The organism is Nocardiopsis kunsanensis DSM 44524, assembly GCF_000340965.1.
In the GTDB taxonomy this organism is placed as follows: domain Bacteria; phylum Actinomycetota; class Actinomycetes; order Streptosporangiales; family Streptosporangiaceae; genus Nocardiopsis; species Nocardiopsis kunsanensis.
The window spans coordinates 15,772-41,913 of the sequence record NZ_ANAY01000039.1; the positions used below are offsets into that span (position 1 = coordinate 15,772).

Below are 26,142 nucleotides of genomic sequence, written 5' to 3' on the forward strand. Positions count from 1 at the left end.
GTGTCGACGCGGCCCTCAGCCCCGGAGCCGCTCGGCCCGGGAACCACCGGGCGGGATCGGCCGTGTCGCCCCGCGACGAACGCCCCGCTGCGGCGGGGCGTTCTCCATGCCCGGACCGCCCCGGAGTGGACCTACGCGGGGGATCCGAGCCTGCGTCGTCCCGGGCGGGTGAAACGCCTAAGCTCTGTTCGATGGGCGCCTTCCGTCGCGTAGCAGGTCGAGTGCCCGCCGAGCAGCACCTAAGCTCGACAGGTCCACCGAATGTTCACGCACGCGACGTTCGGGGACAAGGCCGTCCGCACGCAAGCCCACGGGAGACGACCGGCGCCGATGACTGAAGCTGCCCGTCAGAAGATGGTCGAGCGGGTCCGAGGGCTCCTCCGCATGGCGGAGGACTCCTCGGTCACCGATGCCGAGAGCCAGGCCTTCACCGCCAAGGCCGCCGAGCTCATGACCCGCCACGCGATCCAGGAGGCCGAGGCCCGCGCCGAGCGGGGCGAGGAACCGGACGCGATCAGCCGCATGAACCACGTGGTCAGCGGCGTGGGGGGCCATGGCAAGGCCCGAGTGCGGGCACTGGCCGATATCGCGGCCGCCTATGGCTGCCAGTCGGCAGTACGCGGCAACACCTCCGACACCACCGAGCGCACCATCATCCTGGTGGGCACGGTGGACGCCCTGGAAGCCCTGCAACTGCTGTTCCCGTCGATCTCCAACCAGATGGAGGCCTCGGCGAAGTTCATGAGTTCCACACACGTGGCCAACATCAGGGAACTGCGCAATTACACGCGCTCGGCTCTGGAGACCGAACGCAAGCGTTACTACCGCTCGTTCGTGCGTGCCTACGGCCAGGCCGTCGCAGAACGGATCCGCGAGTTCCGTACACGCATGCAGGAGAACGCCGGGGAACCGCAGACCGATTCGGGCTCGGAGGACCCGGATTCCCGGGAACAGTCCTCCCGAGGCACGGACCTGGTCCTTCGAGAGGACGTGCACCGGGTTCAGGAGGAGTTCCAGAAACAGTTCCCGCAGTTGCGCAAGCACCGTCCCGAGCGCACGCACAGCGCTGCCGGGTACCGCGCCGGCTACCGGCGGGGGCGGCAGGCGGAGCTGGGCCTGGAGACGTCCGTGGAGAGCGGTGAGGAGAACTCCTCGTCCCTTCCCGAGGGCGCCGAAAAGGCCGGCCAGGGTTCCACGAGCTGACGTGGAGGGCGAACACAGGATGCCTGCACAGAAGTTTTCCACAGGCTGTGCACGAAGCACGCCAGGAGGCACTTCTGCACGTCATGCCGGGATTTCTAGGACAGATGCTGCCTGAATCGGCCCTTTCCAGGGATGATGACCCTGAGTTGTCCACAGGCTCGAAGGGCAGCCTGTGGATAACTTTGTGGACAAGTGGGAGCCGTCGGCTGCAAGAACAGAAAAGGGGAGTTCAGGACACCCGCAACGGTTGCACCAGGTACCGGAAGGCGGGTTCCTGGCCCTCCTCCTCAGAGAGGTCGGTGAACACCGCGGGTTTGGTCGGCTCGGTGAAGTTGAGCCGGGCCCGTTCCGTCTCCACCCCGGCCAGCCCGTCCATGAGGTAGTCGGGACGGAAAGCCAGCCGCAGGGGGTCGCCCTCGTACTCGACCTCGATCGCCTCGACCGCCTGGGCGTCCGCACCCGAACCCGCCTCGAGCACGACCTCGCCCTCGCTGAAGGCCAACCGCAGCGGCGTCGCGCGGTCCGCCACCAGGGCCACACGCTTGACCGCCTCCAGCAGCGGGGCGACGGTCACATGGGCCCTCGCGGAGAAGTCCGCGGGGAACCACGACCGGTACTTGATGAAGTCGCTGTCGATGAGGCGGGTGGTGGTGCGCCGCTGACCGCTCTCGAAACCGATCATGCCCTCGCCCGGGGACAGGCTCACCCCCTCTCCGACGGTGACCGTGGACAGGGCGATATCGACGTTCTCGCCGGTGACGAGTCCGCGCACGGTGTCGGAGAGCGTACGGGCGGGCACGAGCGCGGCCACGTCGATCCCCGTGTCGGCAGGAAGCCACCACAGCTCGCGCACGGCGATGCGGTAACGGTCGGTGGCGACCACTCTCAGACTGTCGCCGGTGAAGTCGAGGTAGGCACCGGTGAGCACGGGCAGGGTGTCGTCACGGCTGGCCGCCGGGGTGACCTGGCGTACCGCCTGGGTCAGGGCCCGGGCAGGGACCGCGCCGATACGCGGGGGCATCCCGGGCAGGCTCGGGTAGTCCTCCAACGGCATGGTGATGAGCGTGAATCGGGCGGTGCCTCCGGTGATGAGGATGCGCGAGCCCCGGCTCTCGATGTCGACCGCGCCCTCGGGGAGGTTGCGCACGATCTCGGCCATGAGGCGCCCCGGAACCAGGGCACTGCCGCCCTCGGCCGTTTCGGCACGGACGGAGGCACGGGTGGAAACCTCGTAGTCGAAGCCGGACAGGTGCAGGGACCCAGTGTCCTCGGCGGCCTCCATGCGCATGCCGGCGAGTACGGGCACGGAGGGTCGTGCGGGCAGCGCCCGAGCGGTCCATGCGACCGCGTCGGCGAAAGCGTCGCGGTCCAGTCGCAGTCTCACTACGGGGCCTCCTCGTCAATGGTTCCGTGTGGCGACACGGTAACCGGAGGCCCCGACAGAAACAGGCAGGTGCGCCCGGCCGGTTCCGGCCGGGCCGGGGCTCACTCGGTGCTGGGACGCAGGGTCCAGAGGATGCTCATCCGGCCGGTGACCGTACCGTCGTCGGTGCGGAGCTCGACCTCCACGGAGAACTCGGGGCGCTTGCCCTCGTCGAGTTCGGCGACGACCTCGTCGTGGTCCCGGGCCAGTTCCGCGTCGGCGGTCACAGCGCCCATGGCGAGCCCGAGGTAGTGGATCTCCGCGTTGACGACCAGGGGGACGGCGCGCTCGAACTGGTCGCTGAAGGCACCGATGACGATCGCCCCGGAGGCGGACTCCGCCAAGGTGAACATCGCACCCGCGTGGGGGCCGCCGATGTGATTGTGGTGGTCGGTGTTGTCGGGCAGACGCATCACGGCACGGCCGTGGTCGATCTCGGTGAAGGCCACGCCCAACGTGCGCGCGAAGGGCACCGCGGCGAGGAAGCCGGACTTGACCGCATCCGCTTTCTCGGCGTTCATCTGTGTCATGCCGCTGATGTTACTTGTGAGTAACCCCCGGCACCACTCCACCGTCCGTGTGTTCCCGTACCGCATACACACACACCTGTGGGCTACCATGACTGACGGAGAGGCGGTTCTCCCCTCGGAGGGTTCGCATAGCGGCCGAGTGCAGTGCTCTTGAAAAGCACCAAGTCCTTGACGGGGCTTCGTGGGTTCGAATCCCACACCCTCCGCAGAACCGGAACCCTCGCAGGTCGAGGGACCGAACCACGAGGGCCGGTGGCCCCGGGGCGACCGGGGTCACCGGCCCTCGTCGGGTCCGGAGGGCCTCGGGTGCGCCGTGGCGGGCCCGCGGATCCGCAGTGACCGGGCGGTGACAAGCCGATGAGCGTCACCGGAAGCCTCCGTACCAGGGCTGTGTCACCGGACCACTGCAGGGCACAGTGGTACCAACGGTGCTCAGACGAGACCGCACATCCCCCGCAGTGCAGAACCCAGACCTCGGGAGCGCCTGTGGTGGTGAACCGGATCCGCGATCTCCTACGACGACACCCGGCGGCCCGGCAAGCAGTACGGGAGGTCCGCGGCCGGCTCCCACGGTGCCTCAGCGGGCTCGCCTCCGACCCGGTGCCGTCCCGACGCCGTTTCGACCTGGCCCTCCCCCGGCTCGAGGACGGTTCGCGTGACGGTCCGGACTCACTCGCCTTCAACGCACCGGGCGAGCTCTGGCTACCTCGGAAACTCGATCAGGGCGGGCTCGCCGGTTTCGAACCAGAGACACTCGCCTGCTTTCTCGCCGCCCTGGACCACGCCCGTCCGGGTGCGGTCCTGGACGTGGGCGCGAACGTGGGGGTGTACGCGCTGCTCGCCGCCGCTCGATGCCGCCGCCCCGTCCACGCCTTCGAGCCCACCCCGCACATCGCCGGGGCCGCGAGGGACCTGGCCGAGGCCAACCGGCTCCCGGTCGAGGTGGCCGAACTCGCTGTGGGCGACCGCACAGGAAAGGCGGTGTTCACGCTCTCCTCCACCTCGGACGCGTCGAACTCGTTGGCCGCCGGGTTCCGCCCCGAGGCCGGCCGGCTCGAGGTGCGGGTGGAGACCTTGTCCCGCTGGTGCGAGCACACCGGCACGGTCCCGGCCGTCGTCAAGATCGACACGGAGACCACAGAACCCGACGTCATCTCCGGAGCCGTCGACGTCCTGCGCGAGTCCCGGCCCTGGGTGTTCTGCGAGGTCCTGCCGGGCCGCGGGGTCGAGGAACGCCTCATGGAGCTGCTGCGCCCGCTCGAGTACACGTGGCACCAGCTCGGGGAGGAACTGCCTTGCCCCGCACGCACCGTCATCGACGGCCGGATATCCGGGCCCGAACAGCGCATGTGGCTCTTCGCCCCCGAGGAACCCCCGGCCACGTTGTGGACACACGCCCGTGCGTGGCGCCGTGCCCTGAGCAGCTGCGTCCCCGGCCCCGGGCACACGACGGCACCCGCCGCCGACGGGGACCGTACCGGGTGAGTCCTCAGTCCTCGTCCTCGTCACCGTGCTTGGGCAGCACGATGACGGGGACGCGCGAGCGGTGCAGGATGCCCTGGCTCACCGAGCCGAGCAACAGGCCCCGCACCGTGCCCCGCCCCCGGGACCCCACGACGATCGCGTCGGCGTTCTCAGCAGCGCGCAGAACCGCGTCGACCGGGTTGGACTGGGTACGCACGGCGCTGACCTCGATGTTGACGTCGTCGCGGCCCTCGAGTGCATCGGCGAGCAGGTCGGAGACCAGCTCCTCGGACTGTTTCTCGAACACGTTCTCCTGGGGCTGGAAACCGGCGGCGGTCATCGCGACCGGGTCGTAGGGATAGGGGACCTCCCAACTGTTGACCATGACGAGGTCGCCCTCGTTCTCGGCGGCCAGGTCCACCGCGAGGCCCAACGCCCGGCGCGCGTTGTAGGAACCGTCGACGCCGACGACGATGCGGTCGAGAGAGGTCGTGGCCGGGTGTCCCCCGCCCTCGTGCGGCACCACCACGACCGGGCAGGGCGCTTGGGCCGCGACGCGCACGCTCACCGATCCCACGAACAACGCGGCGATCGAACCGAGTCCGCGGCTGCCGAGGACGATGAGGTCGTGCGGGTGGCTCTGCCGGATCAGCGCCAGGGGTGCTTCCTCCATGGCGGTGATGGTCTCGGTCTCGAGATCGGACTGCTGTTCGGTCGCGTGCCTGCGTGCCTCGGCGAGAACACTGGTGGCCTGACCACTGATCTCGTCGGTCGGCTGGAACCGGGTGGGGCCGCCGTAGGACGAGACGACCAACGGCATGCCCAAGGAGTGCACGATGCGCAGCACGACCCCACGGCGTACGGCCTCGGCGGCTGCCCACTCCAGGGCTGCACGGGAATGGTCGGACCCGTCGACACCGACGACGACCTTGGGTGTGTATTCACGGTTCTCGGCCATGTTCTCCCCCTCAGAGACTGCCCCGTTGTTTTCAAGTGGAACACATCGGCACGGGAAGGGCGCCGGACGAACGTCCCTCTTCCGAGGTCATCCGGCCTCCTCCGCGTGCGGCGGAAGGACCGCGACCGGTATCCGGGCGCGGTGCAGCACCCCTTGGCTGACCGAACCCATGACGAGCCCCGCCGTCCCACCCCGTCCGCGGGAGCCGACGACGACGAGGTCGGCCTCCTCGCCCTCGTCGAGCAGGGCGGTGACGGGGTCGTCCTGTACCCGTACGGCACTGATGTCGAGTTCCTCGGTGTGTTCGTCGGCGACCTCCGCGAGCACGCCGGCCACGATCTCCTCCGACTGGCGGTCGAAGACCTCTTCGTGCAACGTCCGCGAATCCGCAGCCAGGGAGGCGGCGTCCTCGGGCAGGGGCACCTCCCAGCTGTTGACCACGACGACGGAGGAACCGGTGGAGCGGGCTTCCGCGAGAGCGAAGCGCAGGGCGCGACGGGAGGAGTCGGACCCGTCCACCCCCACCACGATGCGGTCCCGGTGTTCCCGGGGACCCTCACCCTCCGGTACGACCACGACCGGGCAGGGCGCCTCAGCGGAGGTCCGCACACTCACAGATCCGTGCACGAGGGCACGCACCGATCCGAGTCCGCGTGTCCCGACGGCAATGACGTCGTGGCCCCGTGCCTCGTTGAGCAGGACGGCCGGCGCGTTCTCGGGGGCGAGCACCACCGCCACCGGGAGGTCGGGGTGGGACTCGGCGACGGACGCGGCGCTCTCGGCGAGCACCCGCTGCCCGGCCTCGCGCACCTCCTCCGAGGCTGTGTAGCGCTCGGGCGGCGCATAGGCCGCCATGACCAACGGCATGCCCATACCGTACACGATGCGCAGCTGAACCCCGCGCCGAGCGGCATCGTCGGCGGCCCAGAACAGCGCGGCCCGTGCGTGCGCTGATCCGTCCACACCGACGATCACCGCGGTCGGTCGCTCCTGTGCGTTCATCCTCCACCCCCTCACTCTCATTGTCCGGCAAGCGGCCCCGGAAAACGGGGAGGCGCCAGTGCTGTACTCGTGCCCCTCCGGTGCACGCGTCCGGGTCATCCCCGACGTGCGAAGGACTCCCCGACAGAGGCGGCCAGCTGCAGGTAGGCGTCCTTGGTGACTGGGGAGAGCTGGTCGAGGTCGACCTCGGCGCCCTCCTCCAAGTGCCCGTCCCAGGGGACCCGGACCACACCTCGGCAACGGCCGGCGAAATGTTGTTCGAGGCGGTCGAGGTCGACGCTGCTCTTGCTGTTGGAACGCACCATCGACAGCACCACGACGGCCCCGCGTACCAGTCCGACGTGGCCGTGGGCCTCGAGCCAGTCGAGGGTTGCGCTGGCGCTGCGGGCGCCGTCCACCGAGGCGGAGCTGACGAGCACGACCTGGTCTGCGAGCCCGAGCACACCGCCCATGGCCGAATGCAGCAGTCCGGTACCGCAGTCGGTGAGGCAGATCGAGTAGAAGTGCTCGACGATCCGGGAGACCTCGCGGTAGTCCTCCTCGCTGAAGGCTTCCGACACCGCGGGGTCCCGGTCCGAGGCGAGGATCTCCAGCCGGCTGGGCGACTGCGAGGTGAACCCTCGGATGTCTGCGTAGCGGGAGACGAGGTGGCGTTCGTTGAGCAGGTCGCGGATGGTCGCCGCGGTCTCCAGACGCACCTTGTCGGAGAGCGTTCCGCGGTCGGGGTTGGCGTCCACGGCCAGGACCCGGTCTCCCCGGAGGGAGGCCAGGGTGGCCCCCAGCGCGACGGTGGTCGTGGTCTTGCCGACCCCTCCCTTGAGACTGAGCACGGCCACCCTGTGGTGTCCGGACGCCACCGGGGTGCAGGCGCGCCCCACGAGTTCCCGTTGACGCAGGACCTTGCTGGACTCACCGGGGTTGACGAGCCCGAAGGTCGCGTTGTGCACGGCCCGGCGCCATCCTCCGCTGGGCCCCTGTCTGCGGTTGCGTACGAGGGTCGCGGCCTGGAGGGACTCGGCGGTCTCCCCGTCACCCCGGTCGGTCGCCGGCTCCGGCCCTCCACGGTCGCCCGGAGCGGCCGGCCCGGGTTCGGGCGGCGCTACCGGCTCGGCGGGCCGGATACCGGCGGAAGGGGGCCTGGGTGGTGCCCACCGCGAACCGCTCTCCGTGCCCGGTCGGACGGGCGCGGATCCGGTGGTTCCGGACGGCCCCGTGCCGGGTTCGTGCGGAGCGGGATGCGACGGGGCGTCCGTCGGGGGCTCGGCGGTGTCGAGCGGCGGCAGTTGCTCCGGCTCGGGGACCTCGGGGTCGGAGTTCGGACGCCGCGGGGCGAGCGGATCGGCCTCGGGCTCCGCCGCTGTTTCGGGACGGCGCGGCCGGGGGCGTGATCCCGGAACGAGACGTACGGTGTTGCCTCGTACCTCCTCCGCCTCCTCGTGCTCGTCGTCCTCCTCGGCGGGCTCGGCCCCCTCCCCCCGAAAAGGCGAAGCGGGCCCGGGCCCGGTCAACGGGGGCCGGGGTTCCTCGGGCCGGCGGGCGTAGGGCGGCGGGGGCGGCGGCGCCCCCTCGAAACCGCCGAACCACTGCTCCCTGGGGGAAGGGGCCGACGGCTGCGCACCCGGGACGTCCTCGGCGAAGGGTTCTTCGGCCTCGTCCCGTCCGGGGGACTCGGCGTCCGCGCCCGGCCCGTACTGTTCGTGCTGTGCCACCGGAGCTCTCCTGCGTTGAGGGGTCGTAAGCGGTCGGACCCGAGAGACGCTCGGGCCCGGCCGTGGGGTTCACTCGGTCTCCCTCATACCCGTCACCGGTGGCGCAAGCATCACGCCGTGCGCTCCGACCGGTCCTCGGTCCCGGGCCGTCCGTCCTCGAACTCGTCCGGCCTCCTCGGTACTGTCGAAGCCATGTACGCGATCACCGTCACCGAACCCGGCGGCCCCGAGGCCCTCACCTGGTCCGAAGTCCCCGATCCCGCCCTCTCCGAGGGAGAGGTCCTGGTGGACGTGGCCGCCACCGCCGTCAACCGCGCCGACGTCGCCCAGCGTGAGGGCCGTTACCCGCCGCCCGCAGGCGCCTCGCAGTACCCGGGCCTGGAATGTTCGGGCACCGTGGCAGCCCTGGGGCCGGGGACCGAGGACTCGGGCTGGTCGGTCGGTGACCGGGTGTGCGCGCTGCTGGCGGGCGGCGGATACGCGGAGAAGGTCGCGGTGCCGGTCGGCCAGCTGTTGCCGGTGCCCTCGGGCATCGGGCTGGAGGAGGCGGCGAGCCTGCCCGAGGTGGCCTGCACGGTCTGGTCGAACCTGGTGATGGTCGGGCACCTGCGCGCGGGTGAGACCGTACTGATCCACGGCGGGGGCAGCGGGATCGGCACGTTCGCGATCCAGTTCGCCCGGGCCATGGGGGCGCGGGTCGCGGTCACCGCCGGCAGCGAGGAGAAGCTGGCGGCCTGCCGTGAGCTCGGAGCGCAGATCACCGTCAACTACCGCTCCGAGGACTTCACCGAGCGTATGCGTGAGGAGGGCGGAGCCGACCTGGTCCTCGACATCATGGGCGGCGCCTACCTCGACAAGAACCTGCGTGCCCTGCGCACCGGCGGCCGGGTCACGGTCATCGCACTCATGGGGGGTCGCAGCGCGGAACTGGATCTCGGCCGTATACTCGCCAAGAGGCTCTCCGTGCATGCGACCGCGCTGCGTTCCCGGCCCGTCGACGAGAAGGCGACGATCGTCGCGGGAGTACTGGAGCACGTCTGGCCGTTGATCGAAGACAGGAAGATCCGGCCCGTCGTCGACCGTTCGCTGCCGATGCACGAGGCGCCCGATGCGCACCGCGCCATGGAGGCGAGTGAGCACACTGGCAAGATCCTCCTCACACGCTGACGGTGTTCGGACCAGAAGGGACCCCATGAGCAACGAGGACCACGAACAGGAGCGCCCCGAGGTTCTGGTGATGGGAGACCAGCCACAGGGCGAGGAAGGGGGCGGGGGTCCCTCCCAGGAGCCGCGCGCCCTGGCCGACATGGTGGAGCAGCCGGCGAAGGTCATGCGGATCGGCAGCATGATCCGCCAGCTCCTGGACGAGGTGAAGGCCGCACCTCTGGACGATGCCAGCCGTGCGCGCCTGAAGGAGATCCACGAGTCATCCATCGAGGAACTGGAGGACGGCCTGGCCCCCGAGCTCATCGAGGAGCTGGAGCGGCTCACGCTGCCTTTCACGCAGGGCTCCTCACCCAGCGACGCCGAGCTGCGTATCGCCCAGGCCCAGCTGGTGGGCTGGCTCGAGGGGCTGTTCCACGGCATCCAGACGACGCTGTTCGCCCAGCAGATGGCTGCCCGGGCCCAGCTGGAGAACATGCGCAAGGCCCTGCCGCAGGGGATGGCCGCGGACATGCAGCAGGCCGGGGACCCGGGCGGTCCGGCTGACCGGAGCAGTGACGGGCGGCTGGGCGGCCCCTACCTCTGAACACACCCCACACGACCGGGCCCGCCGTGGGACGTCCCACGGCGGGCCCGGTCGTTTCCGGAGGCTGTGCGCCCCGGCCCCTACTTGCCCTTGGCGGGGCGGACGGGCTCCAGGACGTCACGGCCCACGTAGGGACGCAGCGCCTCGGGTACCACGACCGAACCGTCCTCGCGCTGGTGGTTCTCCAGGATCGCGACGATCCACCGGGTCGTGGCGAGGGTCCCGTTGAGGGTCGATGCGAAGCGCGGCTTGCCGTCCTCGTCGCGGTAGCGGACGTTGAGCCGCCGGGCCTGGAACTGGGTGCAGTTGGAGGTCGACGTCAGTTCACGGTAGGTACCCTGCGTGGGGACCCAGGCCTCGCAGTCGTACTTGCGGGCCGCGCTCGTTCCCAGGTCGCCGCCGGCGATGTCGACGACACGGTAGGGCAGCTCGAGCTTGTCGAGCATGTCGCGCTCCCAGGCGAGCAGCCGCTGGTGCTCCTCGTGCGCACGGTCCGGGTGGGCGTAGACGAACATCTCCACCTTGTTGAACTGGTGCACACGGATGATGCCGCGGGTGTCCTTGCCGTACGAGCCGGCCTCGCGACGGAAACAGGACGACCAGCCGATGTAGCGGTTGGGCAGGGAGTCGGCGGGCAGGATCTCCCCGGCGTGGTACCCGGCGAGCGGGACCTCGGACGTACCGACCAGGTACAGGTCGTCGTCCTCCAGGTGGTAGATCTCGTCGGAGTGCTCACCGAGGAACCCGGTGCCCTCCATGGTCTCCGGCTTGACCAGAACCGGCGGGACCATCGGCGTGAACCCCTCGGTGACGGCCTGGTTCATCGCCATGTTGAGCAGCCCGAGCTCGAGCTGGGCCCCCACTCCGGTGAGGAAGTAGAACCGCGCACCGGAGACCTTGGCGCCGCGCTCGGTGTCGATGGCCCCGAGCATCTCGCCGAGCTCGAGGTGGTCCCGGGGCGTGAAGTCGAACTCGCGGGGCTCACCGACGGTCTCCATGACCCGGAAGTCGTCGACGCCGCCTTCGGGAGCACCTTCCACGAGGTTGGGGACCTTCGCCAGGAGTGCGTCGAGCTCGTCCCCGATCCGGCCGGCCTCGGCCTCGGCCTCTTTGACCTGGGCGGCCAGGGTCTTGGCCTTGGCCAGGAGCTCTTCGCGCTCTTCCGGGGAGGCCTTGGACACCGACTTCCCGACACTCTTCTGCTCGGCCCGCTGGGTCTCGAACCGCGTGAGGGCGGAACGGCGGTCGGAGTCGAGTTCCAGCAGCCGGTCCGCGACGGAGGGGTCCTCCCCACGGGCACGCTGCGAGGCTCGGAGTCGTTCGGGGTCGTCTCGAAGTGCACGAAGGTCGATCACGTCTTGCAGGTTACCGCCCGCTCCCCGCCGGGCCGACATCTTTCCGGGAGTCCCGTCATGACCGCCCCTTCGCCCCGTCCCCTCGGGTGAGGGAACGCGCCGGGACCCCCGCGACGCGACCGGAGGCGAAGGAGGGACGTCTTGAAACCGCTGAACACGATGACCGCCGACGAACTGGCCGAGGCGTTGGACCGGCTGACCGACCGGTGTTCGCAGGACGAGGCGCTCCGGCTGGCGCTGCACCGGGAGATGTGCCGGGCGGCGGAGGAGGAATGGTTCTTCGAGGAGCCCGAGAGCTCGGTGCCTTGAGCGCGGGACCGGGCGGTGCCTCAGTCGACCTGCCCGGCCCGCACACGTGCCAGCCAACGCTCGGCCTCGGCGAAGTCGGCCTCGGTCGCGGGCCGGGGCCGCAGACGCGGTTCGAGTTCGGTGGGGCGTGCGCTGCGCGGATAACTGCCGAGGAAACGCACGTCGCGACAGACTCGGCGCAGCCCCATGAGCGCCTCGCCGACCCTGGAATCGGCGACGTGGCCCTCGGCGTCGATGCAGAAGCAGTAGTCACCGAGGGCGTCCCCGGTGGGGCGCGACTCCAGTCGGGTGAGGTTGACCCCGCGCACGGTGAACTGGTCGAGCACGTCACCGAGCGCACCGGGGCGGTCCTGCGCGATGAAGGCCACGAGCGAGGTCAGGTCGGCCCCGGTGGGTTCGGGCAGTGTTCCGGGACGGGTGAGGTAGATGAACCTGGTCGCGGCGTCGGAACGGTCGCCGATCCCCGAGGCCAGAGCGTGCAGACCGTAGCGCTCTCCGGCGATGACCGCACAGATCGCGGCGTCGTAGGGGGCGCCGGGTTCGGCGACGGCTCGGGCCGCGGCGGCCGTGGACGAGACCGTGTGGGTCTCGGCGTCGGGCAGGTTCCCCGCCAACCACCGGCGGCACTGGGCCAGAGCGTGCGGGTGGGTGGCCACACGTTTGACGTCGGCCTGCTCGCTGCCGGGACGCACGAAGAGCGCGAACTCCACGGGCACGGCGGTCTCGCCGGTGATGACGAGCGGGTCCCCGTTGACGAGTTCGGCGATGGTGGCGGTGACGCTGCCCTCGACGGAGTTCTCCAGCGGGACGACACCGCCGTCGACGCCACCCGAGCGCACGGCGTCGAAGACGGCCGCGACACCCTCGCACGGCACACGCGCCTCCTCCGGGGCGTCGGGGTGCAGGGCGCGCAGGGCGGCCTCGGTGAACGTGCCCTCGGGGCCGAGGTAGGCGTATCGCTTGGCCATGTTCTTCAGGTTACTCACCCTCCCCCGTGCGGTGGCCCCCACCTGCGCTCCGGTCGGCGTGGGAGAGAACGGTGACGGGGCCCGCGTCCCGTCCCCCCGCGTCCTGCCCCGGCCGTTCCGTGCGGGCGGCGCGACCGGTGTTCCCGGCGGGCCCGTACCCGAGCCGGGCCGAGCGGAGCGCCCGGTCCTCCTCGGGGCTGAGCCGGATCCGGGCCCGGCCGGCGAGCACGGCCTTGGCGTAGGTACGCGCCTGGGTGTGTCCGTTGATGCACGTCAGCACGATCCCGTCCCCCCGGCTGTCGAGCAGGGCCAGGGAGAACGAGTGCGAGCCCGACCTCTCCTCGAGGGCGTCGTAGTGCACCACACCCACGTCTCGGACCGCACGGGGGTCGATGCCGGAGGAACGTACCTCGAGGCCACGATTGAGCAGGGCGCGGTTCTCGCCCTCCAGGGCGCGGACCCTGACGGACACGAGCGCCACGAACACCGATGCGGCCAGCGCCGTGACCAGGCTGAGGAAAACCAGGAATACAACCACGGCGCGAGCGTAGCGTCACGGAGAGCATTCTCGTGGCAGCTCCGGGCCATCGCATCCGGTTCGTGACCCGGCCGGGGAAGGTCAGCGCGGTGCACCGGCCCGGATCAGCCCGGTGCGGGACAGGGCCCGCCGTGCGACAGGGCCGGCCCCGCGCACGGCCAACGCACGGGCCACGTCGGTGAACTGGCGGGCACGGTGCGCCTGTGCCCGCAGGTCGGTGCCGATGGCACGGTGCTCCAGCGGTACCTCGACCTCGATCAGGCTCAGGTTCGCCCGCAGGACGTCGATGGACAGCCCGGTCTCCGCGCCGAAGCCCCGGGCCAGTGGGCGAGCGGTCTCGAAGGCCGCACGGGTCAGGCAGCGTTGCCCGTTGAGCGGTTGCTCCGGTTCCCACCCGGTGGCGCGACGCACTCCTCCGCGGGCCAGACGCACGACGAAGCCGTGTCCGCCGAGGCGGGCACGGGTGGCGGGGAAGAGCGCGATGGACATGTCGGCCCGTTCCTCGACGACCGGTTCGATCAGCGGGGCGGCGTCCGCGGCACTCCTGCCGAGGTCCGCGTCGAGGAAGAGCAGGTGGCGTGGCGGGGAACCGGAGCGGTTCTGGTGCACCTCGATCCGGGAGAGGGCCTCGGCGCCGGTCTCCATGGCCGCGCCCTTGCCCCGGTTGTGCTGGTGGCGCACGAGGCGGGCACCGGCTTCACGCGCAAGGGCCCCGGTTCGGTCGGTCGACCCGTCGTCGACGACGAGGACCAGATCCACACCGGGCAGGGACCGGGCGGCCTCGACGGTCGAGCCGACCCTGAGTTCCTCGTCCTTGGCCGGGATGATCACAGCGACCCCGGGGCGGTCCGGGCCGCCGTCGGCCCCGCATCCCACGCCAGCGCGGTCAGATACCGGGGCCGGCGGAGGCGGAGAACACTCCGAGGTCCTGATGGATGGTGAAGACCTCGTCCAGCCCGGTGACCTCCAGCACCTTGGTGACCGCGGGCTTGGGCGCGACGAGTTCCAGGTCGCCGTCCTTGTCGCGAGAGCGCTTCATCGCCGACAGCAGCACACTGATGCCGGTCGAGTCGCAGAATTCGACTCTCGACATGTCGATGACCAGACGCCGTGCCCCACCCTCCAGGGCTCCGACGAGTTCGTCGCGCAACTGGGGTGCCGTGTACAGGTCGACCTCACCGCCCACAGTTACCACTGCGGCGTCGTCCTGAGATCGGCTCGATATCTTCAACTCCACAGTCGTGACTGTAGCGTCCACGTCGAGCACCGGCCACTCCGTCGGCGGCGTTTCCCTCCTTCGCCGCTGATCTGCGAACACGCACCGCAGACCCGGTATCGGATGCGCTGCCCGGGTGGGGCCTCAGAGAACGGCGCTCCGGACGGGCGAATCGCCGGGCACACCCATCGGGAACTCGACGACGGGGTCCCCGCCGGAGATGTCGGTGTGCAGGCCCTCGACCGCCTCGGCGACGACGGCGGCACGGTCGGGGGCGAAGTCGTCGCCGGCGACCTCCATGACTGCCCACACCGTGGTGGTGTCGGAGTCCATCTCGGTGCCCCAGCGCCCGGCGAGAGCCTGGACGATACCCAGGCCGCGGCCCCCGAGGCCGGAGACCGAGGGTCGGGCGACACGGGGCATGGTGCTGGATCCTCCGTCCCGCACCGAGAGCTCCACCCACCCGGAGGAGTCCTGTCCCTGGCCGAACTCGGCCCGCCAGGAGACACCGACGCTGCCCTCCCGGGGAGCGGGCAACGGGGTTGCGTGGCGCAACGCATTACTGACGAGTTCGCTGAGGACGAGAGCGGCGTCGTCGAGACGTTCCTCGCCGAGCCCCAGACCGGCGAGGTCGTCCTGGAGCAGCTTGCGTGCTCCAGTGACGCTGGAGGGGACGTAGGGAAGGGTGACGTTCCGCTCGACCTGGTGCGGGCACTCCCCGTCGTCGGGTGAGGTTCTGTCTCCTGCCACGGCTTTTGTCCCTGAGTGTTCGTACTGTAGCGAGCAGGGTGGAAGTCACCGATGTGTAGCACCGGTTCCACCAGGGGTGGAAATGCCCCGATCCCGCAGGTCGAAAACGTGGAACCGGAGCAGTTCAGGACCCCTCGCCGACGCCCGAGACCTCGGAACGCTTACTCAGCAAGGCTTCAGTGCTTTTTGAGATTTTTGTTGTTTCATGCACTGATCGGGACAACTGTGATTCGTGTTACTCACCACCCGCGAGCAGGGGAAGCGTGAGCCGGACCCGGGTTCCGTGGTCCAACCCCTCGGCGGTGACGTCCCCGCCCTGCTCCCGGGCGAGTTGGCGCACAATGTAGAGCCCGATGCCGATTCCGCCGAACTTGCGGCGATTGCCCCGCACCCCCGACTGGACGAAGCGGTCGAAAACCCTCTCCTCGTCACCGGGCCGCAGCCCCATCCCCTCGTCCTCGATGGTCACCACGGCCTCCTCCCCCTCGGCGCGCACACTGACGTGCACGGTCCCCCCTTCGGGGGAGAACTTGAGCGCGTTGTCCAGGAGCTGATCCATGATCATGCCGGTTGCCAGAGGATCCCCGACCGCCGACGGCAGAAGAGCACCGGCCTCCATGAGCACGTCGTGGTGTTCGGAGAGCGGGCGGAAGGCCGTGACGGCCTGATGGAGTAGTTCACACAGGTCGAAGGGGGCACGCTTGACGTCGAGATCGCCACGGGAGACCTCCGAACCCAGGCTCAGCCGTTCCACCAGCGCGACCAGGGAACGCGACCGCTCGACGATGGTCCCGACCGCCTCGCGTCGGGCCCCCGGGTCGAGATGGTTCCACCGGGTGCGGAGGGTGGAGGCCAGACCGTGGATCACGGTGATGGGGGTACGCAGCTCGTGGCCGGTCGTGGCCAGGAACAACTCCTGGTCGTCCTCCATGTGCTTCTGCGCGGTGATGTCGCGGAAGTCCACGACCCACTCGTGGGTGCGCGGGATCCGCGCCATGAGGATCTCCAACCACCGCCCGTCGTCCAGCTTGTGCTTGATGGGTTCACCGTGGCGCGCGGGCATGGGGAAAGGAGGGTGGCGACCGGTCATCGTCTCCGCGCTGTACCCGGTGAGTTCCACCGCCGAACGGTTCCACTTGCGCACACGCCCGTCGAAGTCGAGGACGGCGATGCCGTCGGCGCTGGAGTCGGCCACGACCTGCTCGTGCAGGCGCTGGCGGTCGGTCTCCTCGTAGGCCAGGGCGTTGCCGATGGCCACACCGGCGTGTGCGGCCAGGAGTTCGAGCAGTTCCAGCTCCACGTGCCCCACCTTGCGCCGACTGTAGAGCGCGTAGAGCGCACCGTAGGGGCGGCCGTGCACGTTGGACACGCACAGCGCGATGGTGTGCAGGCCGGGAAGGTCGGCCCAGATGAGGTCCTGCAGGCCCCGGGTGTCCTCGTTGGCCAGGAGCACGGACTTGCCACTGCGCAGGAGCTCACCGAACAGGCTGCTCTCCAGGGGCGCGCTGGACCCGTGCAGGTTCTCCGACAGTTCACTGAGGCTGACCAGCTCGACACGGTCCTCGTTGAGCAGGACGAACCCGCCGGCGTCGGCCCCGGTGAGCTCGGTGATGCTGCCGGACAGGCGGTCCAGCACCGACTGGAGGCTGAGGTCGGCGTTGATGTCCACGACCATGTCGGTGAGGCGGCGCACCAGGCGGGCGCGTTCCATCGCCGCGGAGTGGACCTCGGTCTCACTCTCACGCGGGCAGAGCGTGAGCACCCACCCGTGCCACTGACCGGTACTCCGATCGTGCGCGGGAGCGGTACTGACCCGCACGTTCACCATCCCGCGTTCTTTGTGCAGGCGGCGTGTGACGATCGAGAGCGGGGTCCCGGCCCGGGCCTGTTCGAGGACGGCTCCGTGCTCGGTCCTGAGCTCGCCGGGAACGATCGGCAGCTCCCGGCCCAGGACCTCCTCCCGGGACCATCCGAGCATGCGCTCGGCCGCCGGGTTCCAATGGGTCACCCGGGACGCGCCGTCGATCACGATCACGGCGTCGCCCGCAGAGGCCACGACGTCGTCGGCGCTGAGGGGATCGCGCTCGGAACTCACGCGGTCATGGTGCCACTCGGGGACGCCCGAGTGGCAGGCCTTTGCGTAATCGACAGGAATCGGCCACCGAAAACGGTCAGATCACCCGCGGCTCGTCCCCGCTACCGGACTCCATGGGGCGCTGGGAAACGGCCCAGTCCTGCATCCCCCCGGCCACGTTGACCGCGTCCCATCCGGCCTGGTTGAGGGCCGTGGCAGCCTGAGCGGAACGCCCACCGGAACGGCAGACCACGTAGACCTTCTGGTCCTGCGGCACCTCCACGGCCCGGTCGCCGAGCGTGCCGAGCGGGATGTGGAACGCGCCGGGCGCGTGGCCGGCATCCCACTCGTCGTTCTCCCGGACGTCGAGCAGATAGGCGTTGGCCGGGACCTCGGAGGCCGGGACCTCGGGAATCTCGCTACCGAACATGTTCTTGTCCCCCTGTGTTCTGTGTCGACAGAAAAAACTGAGCCCGAGGGAACCGTATCGCCGAGCGTGCACGTCCAAGACACATGCGTATGCACACCATCGCGACCGCGCTGCCGACCCGCCTCGCCGCTCTCGCAGCCCTCGGCCTGCTTCTCACGGCCTGCGGCAACGAGTCATCCGAGGTGGCTACGCCCGCCCCCGATCAGAACGGTGACGACGCCGGGGACGGAGCCGGCGGAGAGGCGTCCGGTGACGCCGAGGTCGAACTGACCATCGAACGTTCCCTGAGCGACGACGAGTCCCTGGAACCCGCGGAGGGTTTCGAGGAGGGCACCTACACCCTCACGTGTGCGCCCACGGGCGGGGACCACCCCGATCCCGAGGCCGCCTGCGAACAGATCGAGGAGGCCGGCGAGGAACCGTTCACCCTCGACACCAGCGACATGGCATGCACGATGCAGATCGGTGGGCCCGAGGAGGCCCATGTGACCGGCCAGGTGCACGGAACCGAGATCGACACCGAGTTCCATCAGCGCAACGGCTGTGAGATCGAGCGTTTCGAAGAGCTCGAAACCGTACTCAACCCCTGACGAACGACTGTCCCGCGGGGACCGGGCCTCAGGGCTCGGTCCCCTTTCCTTGTCCCGGGCCCCGACAATCCGGGGTTTCGGTCCGGCCCAGCACACGGGAGGACTGCTCCGGATCCCGAATGTCCGGTTCCTCCAGGGAACCACGCAACTCAGAAGGCCCGGCACAAGAAAATCCCGCGGGGTGTACGGTCTGGGACCGACCCCGCGGGATCTGTGTGGGCGAGGAGGGATTTGAACCCTCACGTCCTCTCGGACACACGGACCTGAACCGTGCGCGTCTACCGTTCCGCCACCCGCCCGGGTGACAACAATCATGTTGTTTCCGCCGGCGTCCGGGCCTGTGCGGCCTGTTCGCCCTTGCGACGTGATCAAGGCTAGCACGGTCTGAAGGTGCCTCGCACATTCGTCCACGACCACGCCCCACCTGCCACTCGCGACCGGGGGGCAGCGATCCGGGGGTGCGGCTGAGAGCAGGGGGACCCGAGCGCGGTTACGATCGTTTACACATACGGAGTGGAGTACAAAGGGAGGTACCTCGTGGGAGTGCTCCAACGCTTCGAGCGCAGGCTTGAGGGCATGATCGAAGGCACCTTCGCGATGGCCTTCAAGTCGGAGCTCCAACCGGTCGAGGTGGCGAGCGCCGTCCAGCGGGAGATGGACGAACGCGCGGCGATCGTCGCCCAGGGCCGGACCCTTGTCCCGAACGACTTCATCGTGGAGCTCTCGGACAGCGACAAGGAGCGCCTGGAGGTCTACGCGGACAGCCTCGGCCAAGAGCTGTCGAAACTGGCACGCGACTACGCGACCGAACAGGGTTACTCCTTCGTCGGTCCGGTCCGTGTCCACTTCAGGTCCGACGAGGGGCTCAAGACCGGACGGTTCCGCATCCGGTCCGGTGTCGTCCGGGGCAGCATGATCGACAAGGACGGCGAAGTCCGCCAGCCGGTCGGCGACCCCGGCCCGGGCAGCGGTCAGCAGCAGTCCGGCCGGCCGCGTCTGCTCATTTCCCCCGGTGGGGCCACCGCCGAGGGCAGCATCGCCAGTCACGGGATGCAGCAATCCTTCGAGCTGACCACACCCGTCACCCTTCTGGGCCGTGGCACCGACTGCGACCTGCGGCTGGTGGACAACGGGGTTTCCCGGCACCACGTCGAGATCCGTCTCGACGGCGACGAGGCGATCCTCGTCGACAAGGGTTCGACCAACGGCACCTTCGTCAACGGACAGCAGGTGGGACAGGTCCGCCTGGTGGACGGCAGCAGGGTCAGCCTGGGCCGTACGACGATGACGTTCCGCAGGGACTGACCTCTACCGGGCTCGGCGACGACCGTCAGATCCGCGGATTCGCAACCAACTGCGTTCCCTCGGCGTCTGACAGGTCGAGCCCCGGGGTCGGGTGGGACTTCGGACCTGCTGTCGGATATCCCTCCGGGCGGGTAGTCTCCGCCAAGACCCGACCCATCGGGCACACTGTCCGTCACCGGCACAGGTGGGGCAGGTACCTCGACCACTCACCGAACCGAAGGTGGGGCAAGAAGCGGTGGCGGCGCGAAGGCCCGTCATCACAGCCGGACCACGACAGGGGCTGAAGAGCAGTTCGATGTCCAACTTGACACTCATATTGATCAAGGTCGCGTACCTCGTGGTGCTTTGGCTGTTCGTCCTCATGGCGGTCGGCGTCATCAACACCGACCTGTTCGGTCAGAAGAAAAAGAAGAAGGGCAAGAAGAAGCCCCGCCCCGCGGCCCGCTCCGCCCCTCGCCGGAGTGCGTCCTCCCAATCGCCGCGGCCCTCTCGTGCGCGGCGCAACGAGCCCACGGTGCTGGCCGTGACCCAGGGATCCCTCACCGGGACCACCGTCGACCTGGGCTCCCACCCCATCCTCATCGGGCGCGCGCCCGACTCGACGCTCGTCATCACCGATGACTACGCCTCGGGGCGCCACGCACGCGTCTACCCCGACAACGGCCGCTGGTTCGTGGAAGACCTCAACTCGACGAACGGCACCTACCTCGGCCAGCAGAAGCTGAATCGCCCCCAGCCCATCACGGTGGGTCAGCCCATCCGTATCGGCAAAACCGTTCTGGAACTGCGCAAATGACCATCGCTCTCCGATACGCGGCGTACTCCGACGTAGGATGCCTCCGCGAAGGCAACGAAGACTCCGGCTACGCTGGCCAGCACCTCCTCGCGGTCGCCGACGGCATGGGCGGTTACGCCGGCGGTGAAGTGGCGAGCTCCATCGCCATCTCGACGATCCGCCGCCTCGACACCGACGATCCCCGTTCCGACGAGATGGTCGAAGTCCTCCAGAACGCCGTTGTGCAGGCCAATGCCTCGCTCTCACAGCGGATCATGGAGGAGCCCCAGCTGGAGAACATGGGGACCACGCTCACAGCCATGCTGTGGGCCGGGGGCCGTGTCGCTCTCCTCCACATCGGTGACTCCCGCGCCTACTTGCTGCGCGACCAGGTCTTCAAACAGATCACCCACGACCACACTCTGGTGCAGACCCTCGTCGACGAGGGCAAGATCACCGAGGAGGAGGTCGCCACCCACCCCCAGCGCTCACTGATCCTGCGTGCCCTCGACGGAAAGAGCCCCGTCGACCCCGACGTGTCGATCAACGAGGCCGAAGTCGGCGATCGCTACCTCCTCTGCTCCGACGGACTGTCCGGGGTGGTCAGCCAGAAGACCATCCGCGAGACCCTCGAGGCCGAGGACGACCCGCACTCCGCCGCGCGCAGACTCATCGACCTCGCGATCCGCGGGGGCGGCCCGGACAACATCACCGCGGTCGTCGCCGATGTCGTCGAGGCCGACGCCGAGCTCACCGGGGTCAACCACACCAGCCAGGTGGTGGGCGCAGCGGATCAGCGCCGCGAAGGTGTCGACGAGGGCAGCGACACCCCTGCCAGACGCGCGCGCGAGCTGCGCAACAACAGTGGTGACACCGCCGAGATGGATCCGGTCGAGGACGAGGACCCCGACTACGGGGAGCCCTACGACGACCGGCGCGGCAGCGGTGAGGAGAACGAGTACCGCCGTCGCCGCTGGTGGCCGCTGGTGCTCGTCTTCCTGATCGTGGTCGCCCTGGTCGCCGGTGCCGGTTACTACTTCGGCAACCGGTACGTCCAGGACCAGTACTTCGTCGGCCTCTCAGCGGACGGTGACACCGTCAGCGTCTACCAGGGCATCGACACCAACATCGCCGGGATCGACCTCTCCGAGGAGATCGAGTCCAGCGACATCCGTGTCGACGCTCTGCGCACCGCGGACCGCGACGCCGTCAACGGCACCGTGCCCTTCGAGAGCAAGCAGGAAGCGGTCGACCACCTCGACACGCTCCGCGAGAGCGTCGCCGAGACCGAGAACGCCGGCGTGCCCGACACCTCCCCCAGCACGGACACCGACACCAGCGGCACCGACAAGGGTGCTGCCGAGGGATCGGGGTGACCCCATGAGCACAGCGGCCACCGAGGCACCGGCCTCCTCCGAGGCACCCACCGACCTGCCTCCGGTCAAACGGCGCAACGCCGAACTCGCACTCATCTGCGTGACCATCGTGATCACGATGTCGGCGATCGCCGTCGCCGGACTCAACCTCAACGGGCAGCTCCCCGGCGCCATGTGGGGATACGGCCTCCTCTTCGGTGCCATGGCCCTGGCCACCCACCTTGCGTTGCGTTGGATCGCGCCGTACGCCGACCCGCTGATCCTGCCGTGCGCGCTGTTCCTCAACGGGATCGGCGTGGCCATGATCTGGCGCCTGGACGCCGCCGACTCCGGGGAGATCGAGCACGCCGGCATCGGCATGCAGCTCGTCTGGACGGCCGTGGGCATGATCCTGTGCATCGCCCTGCTGTTCTTCCTCAAGGAACCCCGGATCCTGCAGCGCTACACCTACATCAGTGCGCTGGTCGCGATCGTGCTCATCGCCCTGCCGATGCTTCCCGTCATCGGTATCTCCGAGTACGGTGCCCGCCGGTGGATCGGGCTCGCCGGTTTCACGGTCCAACCCTCGGAGTTCGCCAAGATCGTCCTGGTGATCTTCCTGTCGTCGTACCTGGTCACCAAACGCCAGGTGCTGTCGTTGGCGGCCAAGGAGATCAAGATCGGCCGGTTCAAGATCATGGACCTGCCCCGCGCCCGCGACTTCATGCCGATGGTGGTGGGCTGGGTCATGGCGATCGGGCTGCTGGTCGTCACCAAGGACCTCGGTTCGTCGCTGCTGCTGTTCGGCACGTTCCTGGCCATGCTGTACGTGGCCACCCAGCGTTCGTCCTGGGTCATCATCGGCCTCAGCGTGTTCGTGCTGGCCGCGGCGCTGGCCTTCCAGCTCTTCTGGCACTTCGAACAGCGCGTCAACATCTGGTTCAACGCCTTCGACAGGGAGGTCTACGACGCGGTCGGCGGCAGCGCCCAGCTCGTGCAGGGCCAGATCGGTATGGCCTACGGCGGCCTGTTCGGCACCGGCCTGGGCGGTGGCGGCGCCCACAACATCTTCGCGGCCGACAGCGACTTCATCATGGCCTCGCTGGCCGAGGAGCTGGGGTTGACGGGACTCATGGCGATCCTCGTCGTCGTCTTCCTGCTCGTACAGCGGGGCATGCGCATCGCGCTGGCCTCACGTGAGCTGTTCATCAAGATGTTGGCGAGCGGTCTGTCCTTCGTCGTCTGCTTCCAGGTCTTCGTCGTGCTCGGTGGCCTGCTGCGCCTCATCCCCCTGACCGGTATGACAACGCCGTTCCTGGCCGCGGGTGGTTCTGCGCTCATGGCGAGCTGGCTGATGATCGGCCTGTTGCTGCGCATGAGCGACAACGCGCGCCGCCCCGCACCCAAGGCGATCCAGGACGAGGGGGCCACACAGGTGATCCGACGATGAACACACCCATCCGACGCCTCGCCGTCTTCTCCATGATCCTGTTCGGCGCCCTGATGCTCCAGACAACCTGGATCCAGGGGTTCCAGGCGGAATCGATCCGCGAGGACCCGCTGAACAACCGCCAGTACAGCGAACGCCTCAGTGAGCAGCGCGGACCGATCCAGGTCGCGGGTGAACCGGTGGCCTACTCCGAGGACGTCTCCGAGGAGGACGACCAGGCCCGCTACCAACGCATGTACAACGGCGGGACCCTGTACACGCCCATGGTGGGGTCCTTCCGCAGTTACGGGGCCTCGGGTGTCGAGGAGGCGGAGAACTCCCTCTTGGACGGGTCCGACGACCGGCTCGCCGCCCGCAACCTGCGTGACATCCTCACCGGGCACGACCCGGGCGGTGCACGTGTGGAGCTCACCCTCGACCCGGAGGTGCAGCAGGCCGGATACGAGGGGCTCGCCAACGGGGGCAAGAACGGTGCGGCCGTGGCCCTTGACCCGAGCACCGGGGCGATCCTGGCGGGGGTCTCCTACCCCTCCTACGACGCCAACGACGTGGTGAGCATCGACGAGCCGCAGGCTGCCGTCGACAACTACGTCGAGCTCGAACAGGACGGCGACAAGCCGCTGCTCAACCGGGCCCTCAACGAGCGGTATCCCCCGGGGTCGACCTTCAAGGTCGTCACTGCGGCCGCCGCCATCGAGCACCTGGAAGCCACCCCCGACAGCACCATGGACGCCCCCGACACCTTGGACCTCGGGCGCCCTCTGCCCAACGCCACGCCCGGCGGCACCTGCAACAACGGCGACCCCGACACCCTGGAGCACTCGATCCAGATCTCCTGCAACACCTCGATGGCCAACTGGGCGATCGAGGTGGGCGGCAACCGGCTCAGTGAGCAGGCGACCGACTTCGGGTTCAACCGGGAGGAGACGCTGAAGACCCCGCTGGAGGTCACCCCGAGCCTGGCGCCGGCGGAGGAGGACCCCAACATTCTCGGCCGGTCCGGGATCGGCCAGGGCAACGTCGAGGCCACACCGCTGCAGATGGCGATGGTCTCCGCGGGGATCGCCAACTCCGGCGATGTCATGAAGCCCTACGTGGTGGACCGGATCCAGGAGCCGAACGGGGAGTCCACGCTCTCCTCCACGGACCCGCAGACCTACACCACGGCCACCAGCGCCAGCACCGCCCAGAGCCTGACGGACATGATGGTGCTCGTCACCGGACAGGGCGGTTCCGGAACCAACGCAGCCATCTCCGGCATGGACGTCGCCGGCAAGACCGGTACCGCCGAGACCGGGGGCGAGCAGGGCACGCACAACTGGTTCATCGGTTTTGCGCCCGCCGACGACCCCGAGATCGCGGTCGCGGTCGTGATCGAGCACGGTGGTGGCAGTGGTAACGAGAACGCTGCTCCGATCGCGCGTCAGATGATGGAGGCAGTGGTTCAGGAGTGAGCGCCAACGAGCCGTCTTCACGCAACGGTCCCCCGGACCCGGCCGGGACCCTGTTGAGCAACCGCTACCGACTCGAGGAACAGGTCGGTTCCGGCGGTATGGGAACGGTGTGGAAAGCCACCGACACCCTGCTCAACAGACCGGTCGCCGTGAAGCTTCTGCACCCGGCCCAGCTGGCGGAGCCCACCGCCCGGGAACGCTTCCGCACCGAGGGACGCATCACCGCCGGCCTCTCACACCCGGGCATCGCCCAGGTCTACGACTACGGCGAGGAGGAAGGGCGTGCCTTCCTCATCATGGAACTGGTCGTGGGCGATCCGCTCTCCCAGATCCTGCGTGAACGGGGCCATCTGACCCCGGACCGGACCCTGGACTTCGTGTGCCAGGCGGCCAAGGCTCTCGCGGCCGCGCACGCGCGCGGTGTGGTGCACCGCGACATCAAACCGGGCAACCTGTTGGTGACCGAGGACGACCAGCTCAAGCTCACCGACTTCGGTATCGCACGCGGTGACATGTCGGTCACCCTGACACAGACCGGCATGGTCATGGGGACCGCCCAGTACATCTCACCGGAGCAGGCGTCGGGACGGCCGGCCACCTCCGCGTCCGACCTGTACGCGCTCGGGGTCGTTGCCTACGAGTGCCTGGCCGGAGAGCCGCCTTTCACCGGTGACAGCCCCGTGGCCCTGGCACTGGCGCACACACGGGAGGAACCGCCGGAGCTGCCCGCGCAGGTCCCCGTGGAGGTCGGCGGCCTGGTCTCCTCCCTGTTGCAGAAGGCCCCCGACGACCGCCCGTCCTCCGCCAGTGAGGTGGCTCATGCGGCCGCGGTGATCCGTTCCAACGCCGGTACGGGTCCGCCGACACCGTCCACCGGGTTCCAGGGCATGGCCCAGACCGCCGTCGTGTCAGCCGTTCCCGAGGGGGAGGCCACCACGGTCTCCGAGAATGACACTCCACCGGACGTTCCTCCAGGCCAGGACGGTGTCTCGGATACGGTGGTCCGGGGTCGCCGGATCCGGCTCCCCGTGGTTCTCGCGGCCGTCGCGGCGACCGTTCTCATCGTGTCCGCCGTGGTGGCCGGCTTCCTTTTCGGGGGCGATGGGCAGGAGACCGGTGTCTCGCGGGAGCCCGTCGACACCCAGGAACAGGTCGACACTCCCTCTCCCACTCCGTCACCGGAGCCGGAGGAAGAGGATTCCGCCGACTTCGGCCCTGTCGATCCCGAGCCGCCACCGCAGAACGACTGGCCGACCACACAGGAGCCCAGCGGGCCTCCGTCGACCCCCGCACCCGACGAAGGCACAGAGCAGCCGACCGATCCGCCCGAGGAGGACGACGGGCAGGAGGAGGCCCCGCCCGAGGAGGAACCCACCCCCGATGAGGAGGGACCCGACCCCGAGGAACCGGAGCCGTCGCCTCCGGGTTAGGGGAAACCAGTGCCGATGACCGACAACAGAGTGACGTGGCAATGGGCGAGAGACGCTCAGGGTAGGAGGCGGTCCGCGGCCGACCGCCGGAAGACACGAGGATA

Annotated in this window: 25 protein-coding genes and 2 tRNA genes; 13 read left to right on the forward strand and 14 right to left on the reverse strand. The window is 69.2% G+C overall.

Annotated elements, in window-relative coordinates; translation table 11 throughout:
- Positions 1-354 precede the first annotated feature (354 nt).
- On the forward strand, positions 355-1,203 hold the full coding sequence (locus D456_RS0120280; protein WP_026116059.1) for a DUF2786 domain-containing protein: 849 nt from the start codon (positions 355-357) through the stop codon (positions 1,201-1,203).
- Between the two features lie 229 nt (positions 1,204-1,432).
- On the opposite strand, the gene dnaN is transcribed toward D456_RS0120280, so the two are convergent.
- Both dnaN and D456_RS0120290 read right to left on the reverse strand, forming a co-directional pair.
- Entirely contained in the window at positions 1,433-2,587 is a 1,155-nt protein-coding gene (dnaN, locus tag D456_RS0120285; RefSeq protein WP_017578012.1) for a DNA polymerase III subunit beta, read from the reverse strand.
- 101 nt (positions 2,588-2,688) lie between these two features.
- A complete protein-coding gene (locus D456_RS0120290; protein WP_017578013.1) occupies positions 2,689-3,147 on the reverse strand; it encodes a DUF4442 domain-containing protein in 459 nt (152 codons plus the stop codon).
- A gap of 126 nt (positions 3,148-3,273) precedes the next feature.
- On the opposite strand from D456_RS0120290, the gene D456_RS0120295 reads away from it, so the two are divergent.
- Both D456_RS0120295 and D456_RS0120300 read left to right on the forward strand, forming a co-directional pair.
- Positions 3,274-3,362 (forward strand) — tRNA-Ser (locus D456_RS0120295).
- A gap of 280 nt (positions 3,363-3,642) precedes the next feature.
- Complete coding sequence (locus tag D456_RS0120300; protein WP_017578014.1) at positions 3,643-4,641, forward strand: FkbM family methyltransferase; 999 nt, start codon at positions 3,643-3,645, stop codon at positions 4,639-4,641.
- 4 nt (positions 4,642-4,645) lie between these two features.
- On the opposite strand, the gene D456_RS0120305 is transcribed toward D456_RS0120300, so the two are convergent.
- From D456_RS0120305 to D456_RS26080, 3 genes are all read right to left on the reverse strand, one after another.
- On the reverse strand, positions 4,646-5,578 hold the full coding sequence (locus D456_RS0120305) for a universal stress protein (RefSeq protein ID WP_017578015.1): 933 nt from the start codon (positions 5,576-5,578) through the stop codon (positions 4,646-4,648).
- 87 nt (positions 5,579-5,665) lie between these two features.
- On the reverse strand, positions 5,666-6,580 hold the full coding sequence (locus D456_RS0120310; RefSeq protein WP_017578016.1) for a universal stress protein: 915 nt from the start codon (positions 6,578-6,580) through the stop codon (positions 5,666-5,668).
- A gap of 95 nt (positions 6,581-6,675) precedes the next feature.
- Entirely contained in the window at positions 6,676-8,289 is a 1,614-nt protein-coding gene (locus D456_RS26080) for a MinD/ParA family ATP-binding protein (RefSeq protein WP_017578017.1), read from the reverse strand.
- A gap of 192 nt (positions 8,290-8,481) precedes the next feature.
- On the opposite strand from D456_RS26080, the gene D456_RS0120320 reads away from it, so the two are divergent.
- Both D456_RS0120320 and D456_RS0120325 read left to right on the forward strand, forming a co-directional pair.
- Positions 8,482-9,456 carry an NAD(P)H-quinone oxidoreductase gene (locus D456_RS0120320; RefSeq protein ID WP_017578018.1) on the forward strand — a complete coding sequence of 325 codons (975 nt, stop codon included), beginning with the start codon at positions 8,482-8,484 and terminating at the stop codon, positions 9,454-9,456.
- Between the two features lie 25 nt (positions 9,457-9,481).
- The gene (locus tag D456_RS0120325; protein ID WP_017578019.1) at positions 9,482-10,039 is read left to right on the forward strand and encodes a bacterial proteasome activator family protein; all 558 of its coding nucleotides are present in this window, start codon (positions 9,482-9,484) and stop codon (positions 10,037-10,039) included.
- 80 nt (positions 10,040-10,119) lie between these two features.
- Here D456_RS0120325 and serS read toward each other — a convergent pair whose 3' ends face one another.
- Positions 10,120-11,394: a serine--tRNA ligase gene (gene serS, locus D456_RS0120330; RefSeq protein WP_026116061.1), complete on the reverse strand. Its 1,275-nt coding sequence runs from the start codon at positions 11,392-11,394 to the stop codon at positions 10,120-10,122.
- Between the two features lie 141 nt (positions 11,395-11,535).
- Here serS and D456_RS27155 point away from each other — a divergent pair, with 141 nt between their 5' ends.
- Positions 11,536-11,703: a hypothetical protein gene (locus tag D456_RS27155; RefSeq protein ID WP_017578021.1), complete on the forward strand. Its 168-nt coding sequence runs from the start codon at positions 11,536-11,538 to the stop codon at positions 11,701-11,703.
- A 20-nt stretch (positions 11,704-11,723) separates the two neighbouring features.
- On the opposite strand, the gene pheA is transcribed toward D456_RS27155, so the two are convergent.
- The 7 genes from pheA to D456_RS0120370 form a co-directional block, all read right to left on the reverse strand.
- Positions 11,724-12,671 carry a prephenate dehydratase gene (gene pheA, locus D456_RS0120340; protein ID WP_026116062.1) on the reverse strand — a complete coding sequence of 316 codons (948 nt, stop codon included), beginning with the start codon at positions 12,669-12,671 and terminating at the stop codon, positions 11,724-11,726.
- A gap of 10 nt (positions 12,672-12,681) precedes the next feature.
- Positions 12,682-13,209: a DUF4446 family protein gene (locus D456_RS0120345; RefSeq protein WP_017578023.1), complete on the reverse strand. Its 528-nt coding sequence runs from the start codon at positions 13,207-13,209 to the stop codon at positions 12,682-12,684.
- Between the two features lie 81 nt (positions 13,210-13,290).
- Positions 13,291-14,085 (reverse strand): glycosyltransferase family 2 protein, encoded by a 795-nt coding sequence (locus D456_RS0120350; protein WP_017578024.1) that lies wholly within the window; start codon positions 14,083-14,085, stop codon positions 13,291-13,293.
- Between the two features lie 10 nt (positions 14,086-14,095).
- Positions 14,096-14,446 carry an STAS domain-containing protein gene (locus tag D456_RS0120355; protein ID WP_193373855.1) on the reverse strand — a complete coding sequence of 117 codons (351 nt, stop codon included), beginning with the start codon at positions 14,444-14,446 and terminating at the stop codon, positions 14,096-14,098.
- A gap of 123 nt (positions 14,447-14,569) precedes the next feature.
- Entirely contained in the window at positions 14,570-15,175 is a 606-nt protein-coding gene (locus D456_RS0120360) for an ATP-binding protein (RefSeq protein ID WP_017578026.1), read from the reverse strand.
- A 235-nt stretch (positions 15,176-15,410) separates the two neighbouring features.
- A complete protein-coding gene (locus D456_RS24645; protein ID WP_017578027.1) occupies positions 15,411-17,270 on the reverse strand; it encodes a PAS domain S-box protein in 1,860 nt (619 codons plus the stop codon).
- A 76-nt stretch (positions 17,271-17,346) separates the two neighbouring features.
- Positions 17,347-17,679 carry a rhodanese-like domain-containing protein gene (locus tag D456_RS0120370; protein WP_017578028.1) on the reverse strand — a complete coding sequence of 111 codons (333 nt, stop codon included), beginning with the start codon at positions 17,677-17,679 and terminating at the stop codon, positions 17,347-17,349.
- A gap of 83 nt (positions 17,680-17,762) precedes the next feature.
- Between D456_RS0120370 and D456_RS0120375 the strand changes: the two genes are divergently transcribed.
- On the forward strand, positions 17,763-18,269 hold the full coding sequence (locus D456_RS0120375; RefSeq protein ID WP_017578029.1) for an SSI family serine proteinase inhibitor: 507 nt from the start codon (positions 17,763-17,765) through the stop codon (positions 18,267-18,269).
- Positions 18,270-18,485: 216 nt separating this feature from the next.
- Here the strand turns inward: D456_RS0120375 and D456_RS0120380 are convergent.
- A tRNA-Leu gene (locus D456_RS0120380) sits at positions 18,486-18,568 on the reverse strand.
- Positions 18,569-18,806: 238 nt separating this feature from the next.
- Between D456_RS0120380 and D456_RS0120385 the strand changes: the two genes are divergently transcribed.
- From D456_RS0120385 to D456_RS24650, 6 genes are all read left to right on the forward strand, one after another.
- Entirely contained in the window at positions 18,807-19,574 is a 768-nt protein-coding gene (locus D456_RS0120385; protein WP_449289282.1) for an FhaA domain-containing protein, read from the forward strand.
- A 295-nt stretch (positions 19,575-19,869) separates the two neighbouring features.
- Positions 19,870-20,370, forward strand: coding sequence for an FHA domain-containing protein FhaB/FipA (locus tag D456_RS0120390; RefSeq protein WP_169336005.1), 501 nt, complete (start codon positions 19,870-19,872; stop codon positions 20,368-20,370).
- Positions 20,367-21,725 (forward strand): Stp1/IreP family PP2C-type Ser/Thr phosphatase, encoded by a 1,359-nt coding sequence (locus tag D456_RS0120395; RefSeq protein ID WP_017578032.1) that lies wholly within the window; start codon positions 20,367-20,369, stop codon positions 21,723-21,725. The genes D456_RS0120390 and D456_RS0120395 overlap by 4 nt, the downstream gene beginning before the upstream one ends.
- A 4-nt stretch (positions 21,726-21,729) precedes the next feature.
- Positions 21,730-23,154 carry an FtsW/RodA/SpoVE family cell cycle protein gene (locus tag D456_RS0120400; RefSeq protein ID WP_017578033.1) on the forward strand — a complete coding sequence of 475 codons (1,425 nt, stop codon included), beginning with the start codon at positions 21,730-21,732 and terminating at the stop codon, positions 23,152-23,154.
- Positions 23,151-24,608 (forward strand): peptidoglycan D,D-transpeptidase FtsI family protein, encoded by a 1,458-nt coding sequence (locus tag D456_RS0120405; RefSeq protein ID WP_017578034.1) that lies wholly within the window; start codon positions 23,151-23,153, stop codon positions 24,606-24,608. The genes D456_RS0120400 and D456_RS0120405 overlap by 4 nt, the downstream gene beginning before the upstream one ends.
- Positions 24,605-26,038: a serine/threonine-protein kinase gene (locus tag D456_RS24650; protein WP_017578035.1), complete on the forward strand. Its 1,434-nt coding sequence runs from the start codon at positions 24,605-24,607 to the stop codon at positions 26,036-26,038. Before D456_RS0120405 ends, D456_RS24650 begins: the two co-directional genes overlap by 4 nt.
- Positions 26,039-26,142: the final 104 nt, after the last annotated feature.

Excerpts from the sequence above, each read along its gene's own strand:
- D456_RS0120280 (WP_026116059.1), top strand. The coding sequence starts at position 355 with ATGGTCGAGCGGGTCCGAGGGCTCCTCCGCATGGCGGAGGACTCCTCG.
- D456_RS0120290 (WP_017578013.1), bottom strand. The coding sequence starts at position 3,147 with ATGAACGCCGAGAAAGCGGATGCGGTCAAGTCCGGCTTCCTCGCCGCG.
- D456_RS0120305 (WP_017578015.1), bottom strand. The coding sequence starts at position 5,578 with ATGGCCGAGAACCGTGAATACACACCCAAGGTCGTCGTCGGTGTCGAC.
- D456_RS0120310 (WP_017578016.1), bottom strand. The coding sequence starts at position 6,580 with ATGAACGCACAGGAGCGACCGACCGCGGTGATCGTCGGTGTGGACGGA.
- D456_RS0120320 (WP_017578018.1), top strand. The coding sequence starts at position 8,482 with ATGTACGCGATCACCGTCACCGAACCCGGCGGCCCCGAGGCCCTCACC.
- D456_RS0120325 (WP_017578019.1), top strand. The coding sequence starts at position 9,482 with ATGAGCAACGAGGACCACGAACAGGAGCGCCCCGAGGTTCTGGTGATG.
- pheA (WP_026116062.1), bottom strand. The coding sequence starts at position 12,671 with ATGGCCAAGCGATACGCCTACCTCGGCCCCGAGGGCACGTTCACCGAG.
- D456_RS0120370 (WP_017578028.1), bottom strand. The coding sequence starts at position 17,679 with ATGTTCGGTAGCGAGATTCCCGAGGTCCCGGCCTCCGAGGTCCCGGCC.
- D456_RS0120375 (WP_017578029.1), top strand. The coding sequence starts at position 17,763 with ATGCGTATGCACACCATCGCGACCGCGCTGCCGACCCGCCTCGCCGCT.
- D456_RS0120390 (WP_169336005.1), top strand. The coding sequence starts at position 19,870 with ATGTCCAACTTGACACTCATATTGATCAAGGTCGCGTACCTCGTGGTG.
- D456_RS0120395 (WP_017578032.1), top strand. The coding sequence starts at position 20,367 with ATGACCATCGCTCTCCGATACGCGGCGTACTCCGACGTAGGATGCCTC.
- D456_RS0120400 (WP_017578033.1), top strand. The coding sequence starts at position 21,730 with ATGAGCACAGCGGCCACCGAGGCACCGGCCTCCTCCGAGGCACCCACC.
- D456_RS0120405 (WP_017578034.1), top strand. The coding sequence starts at position 23,151 with ATGAACACACCCATCCGACGCCTCGCCGTCTTCTCCATGATCCTGTTC.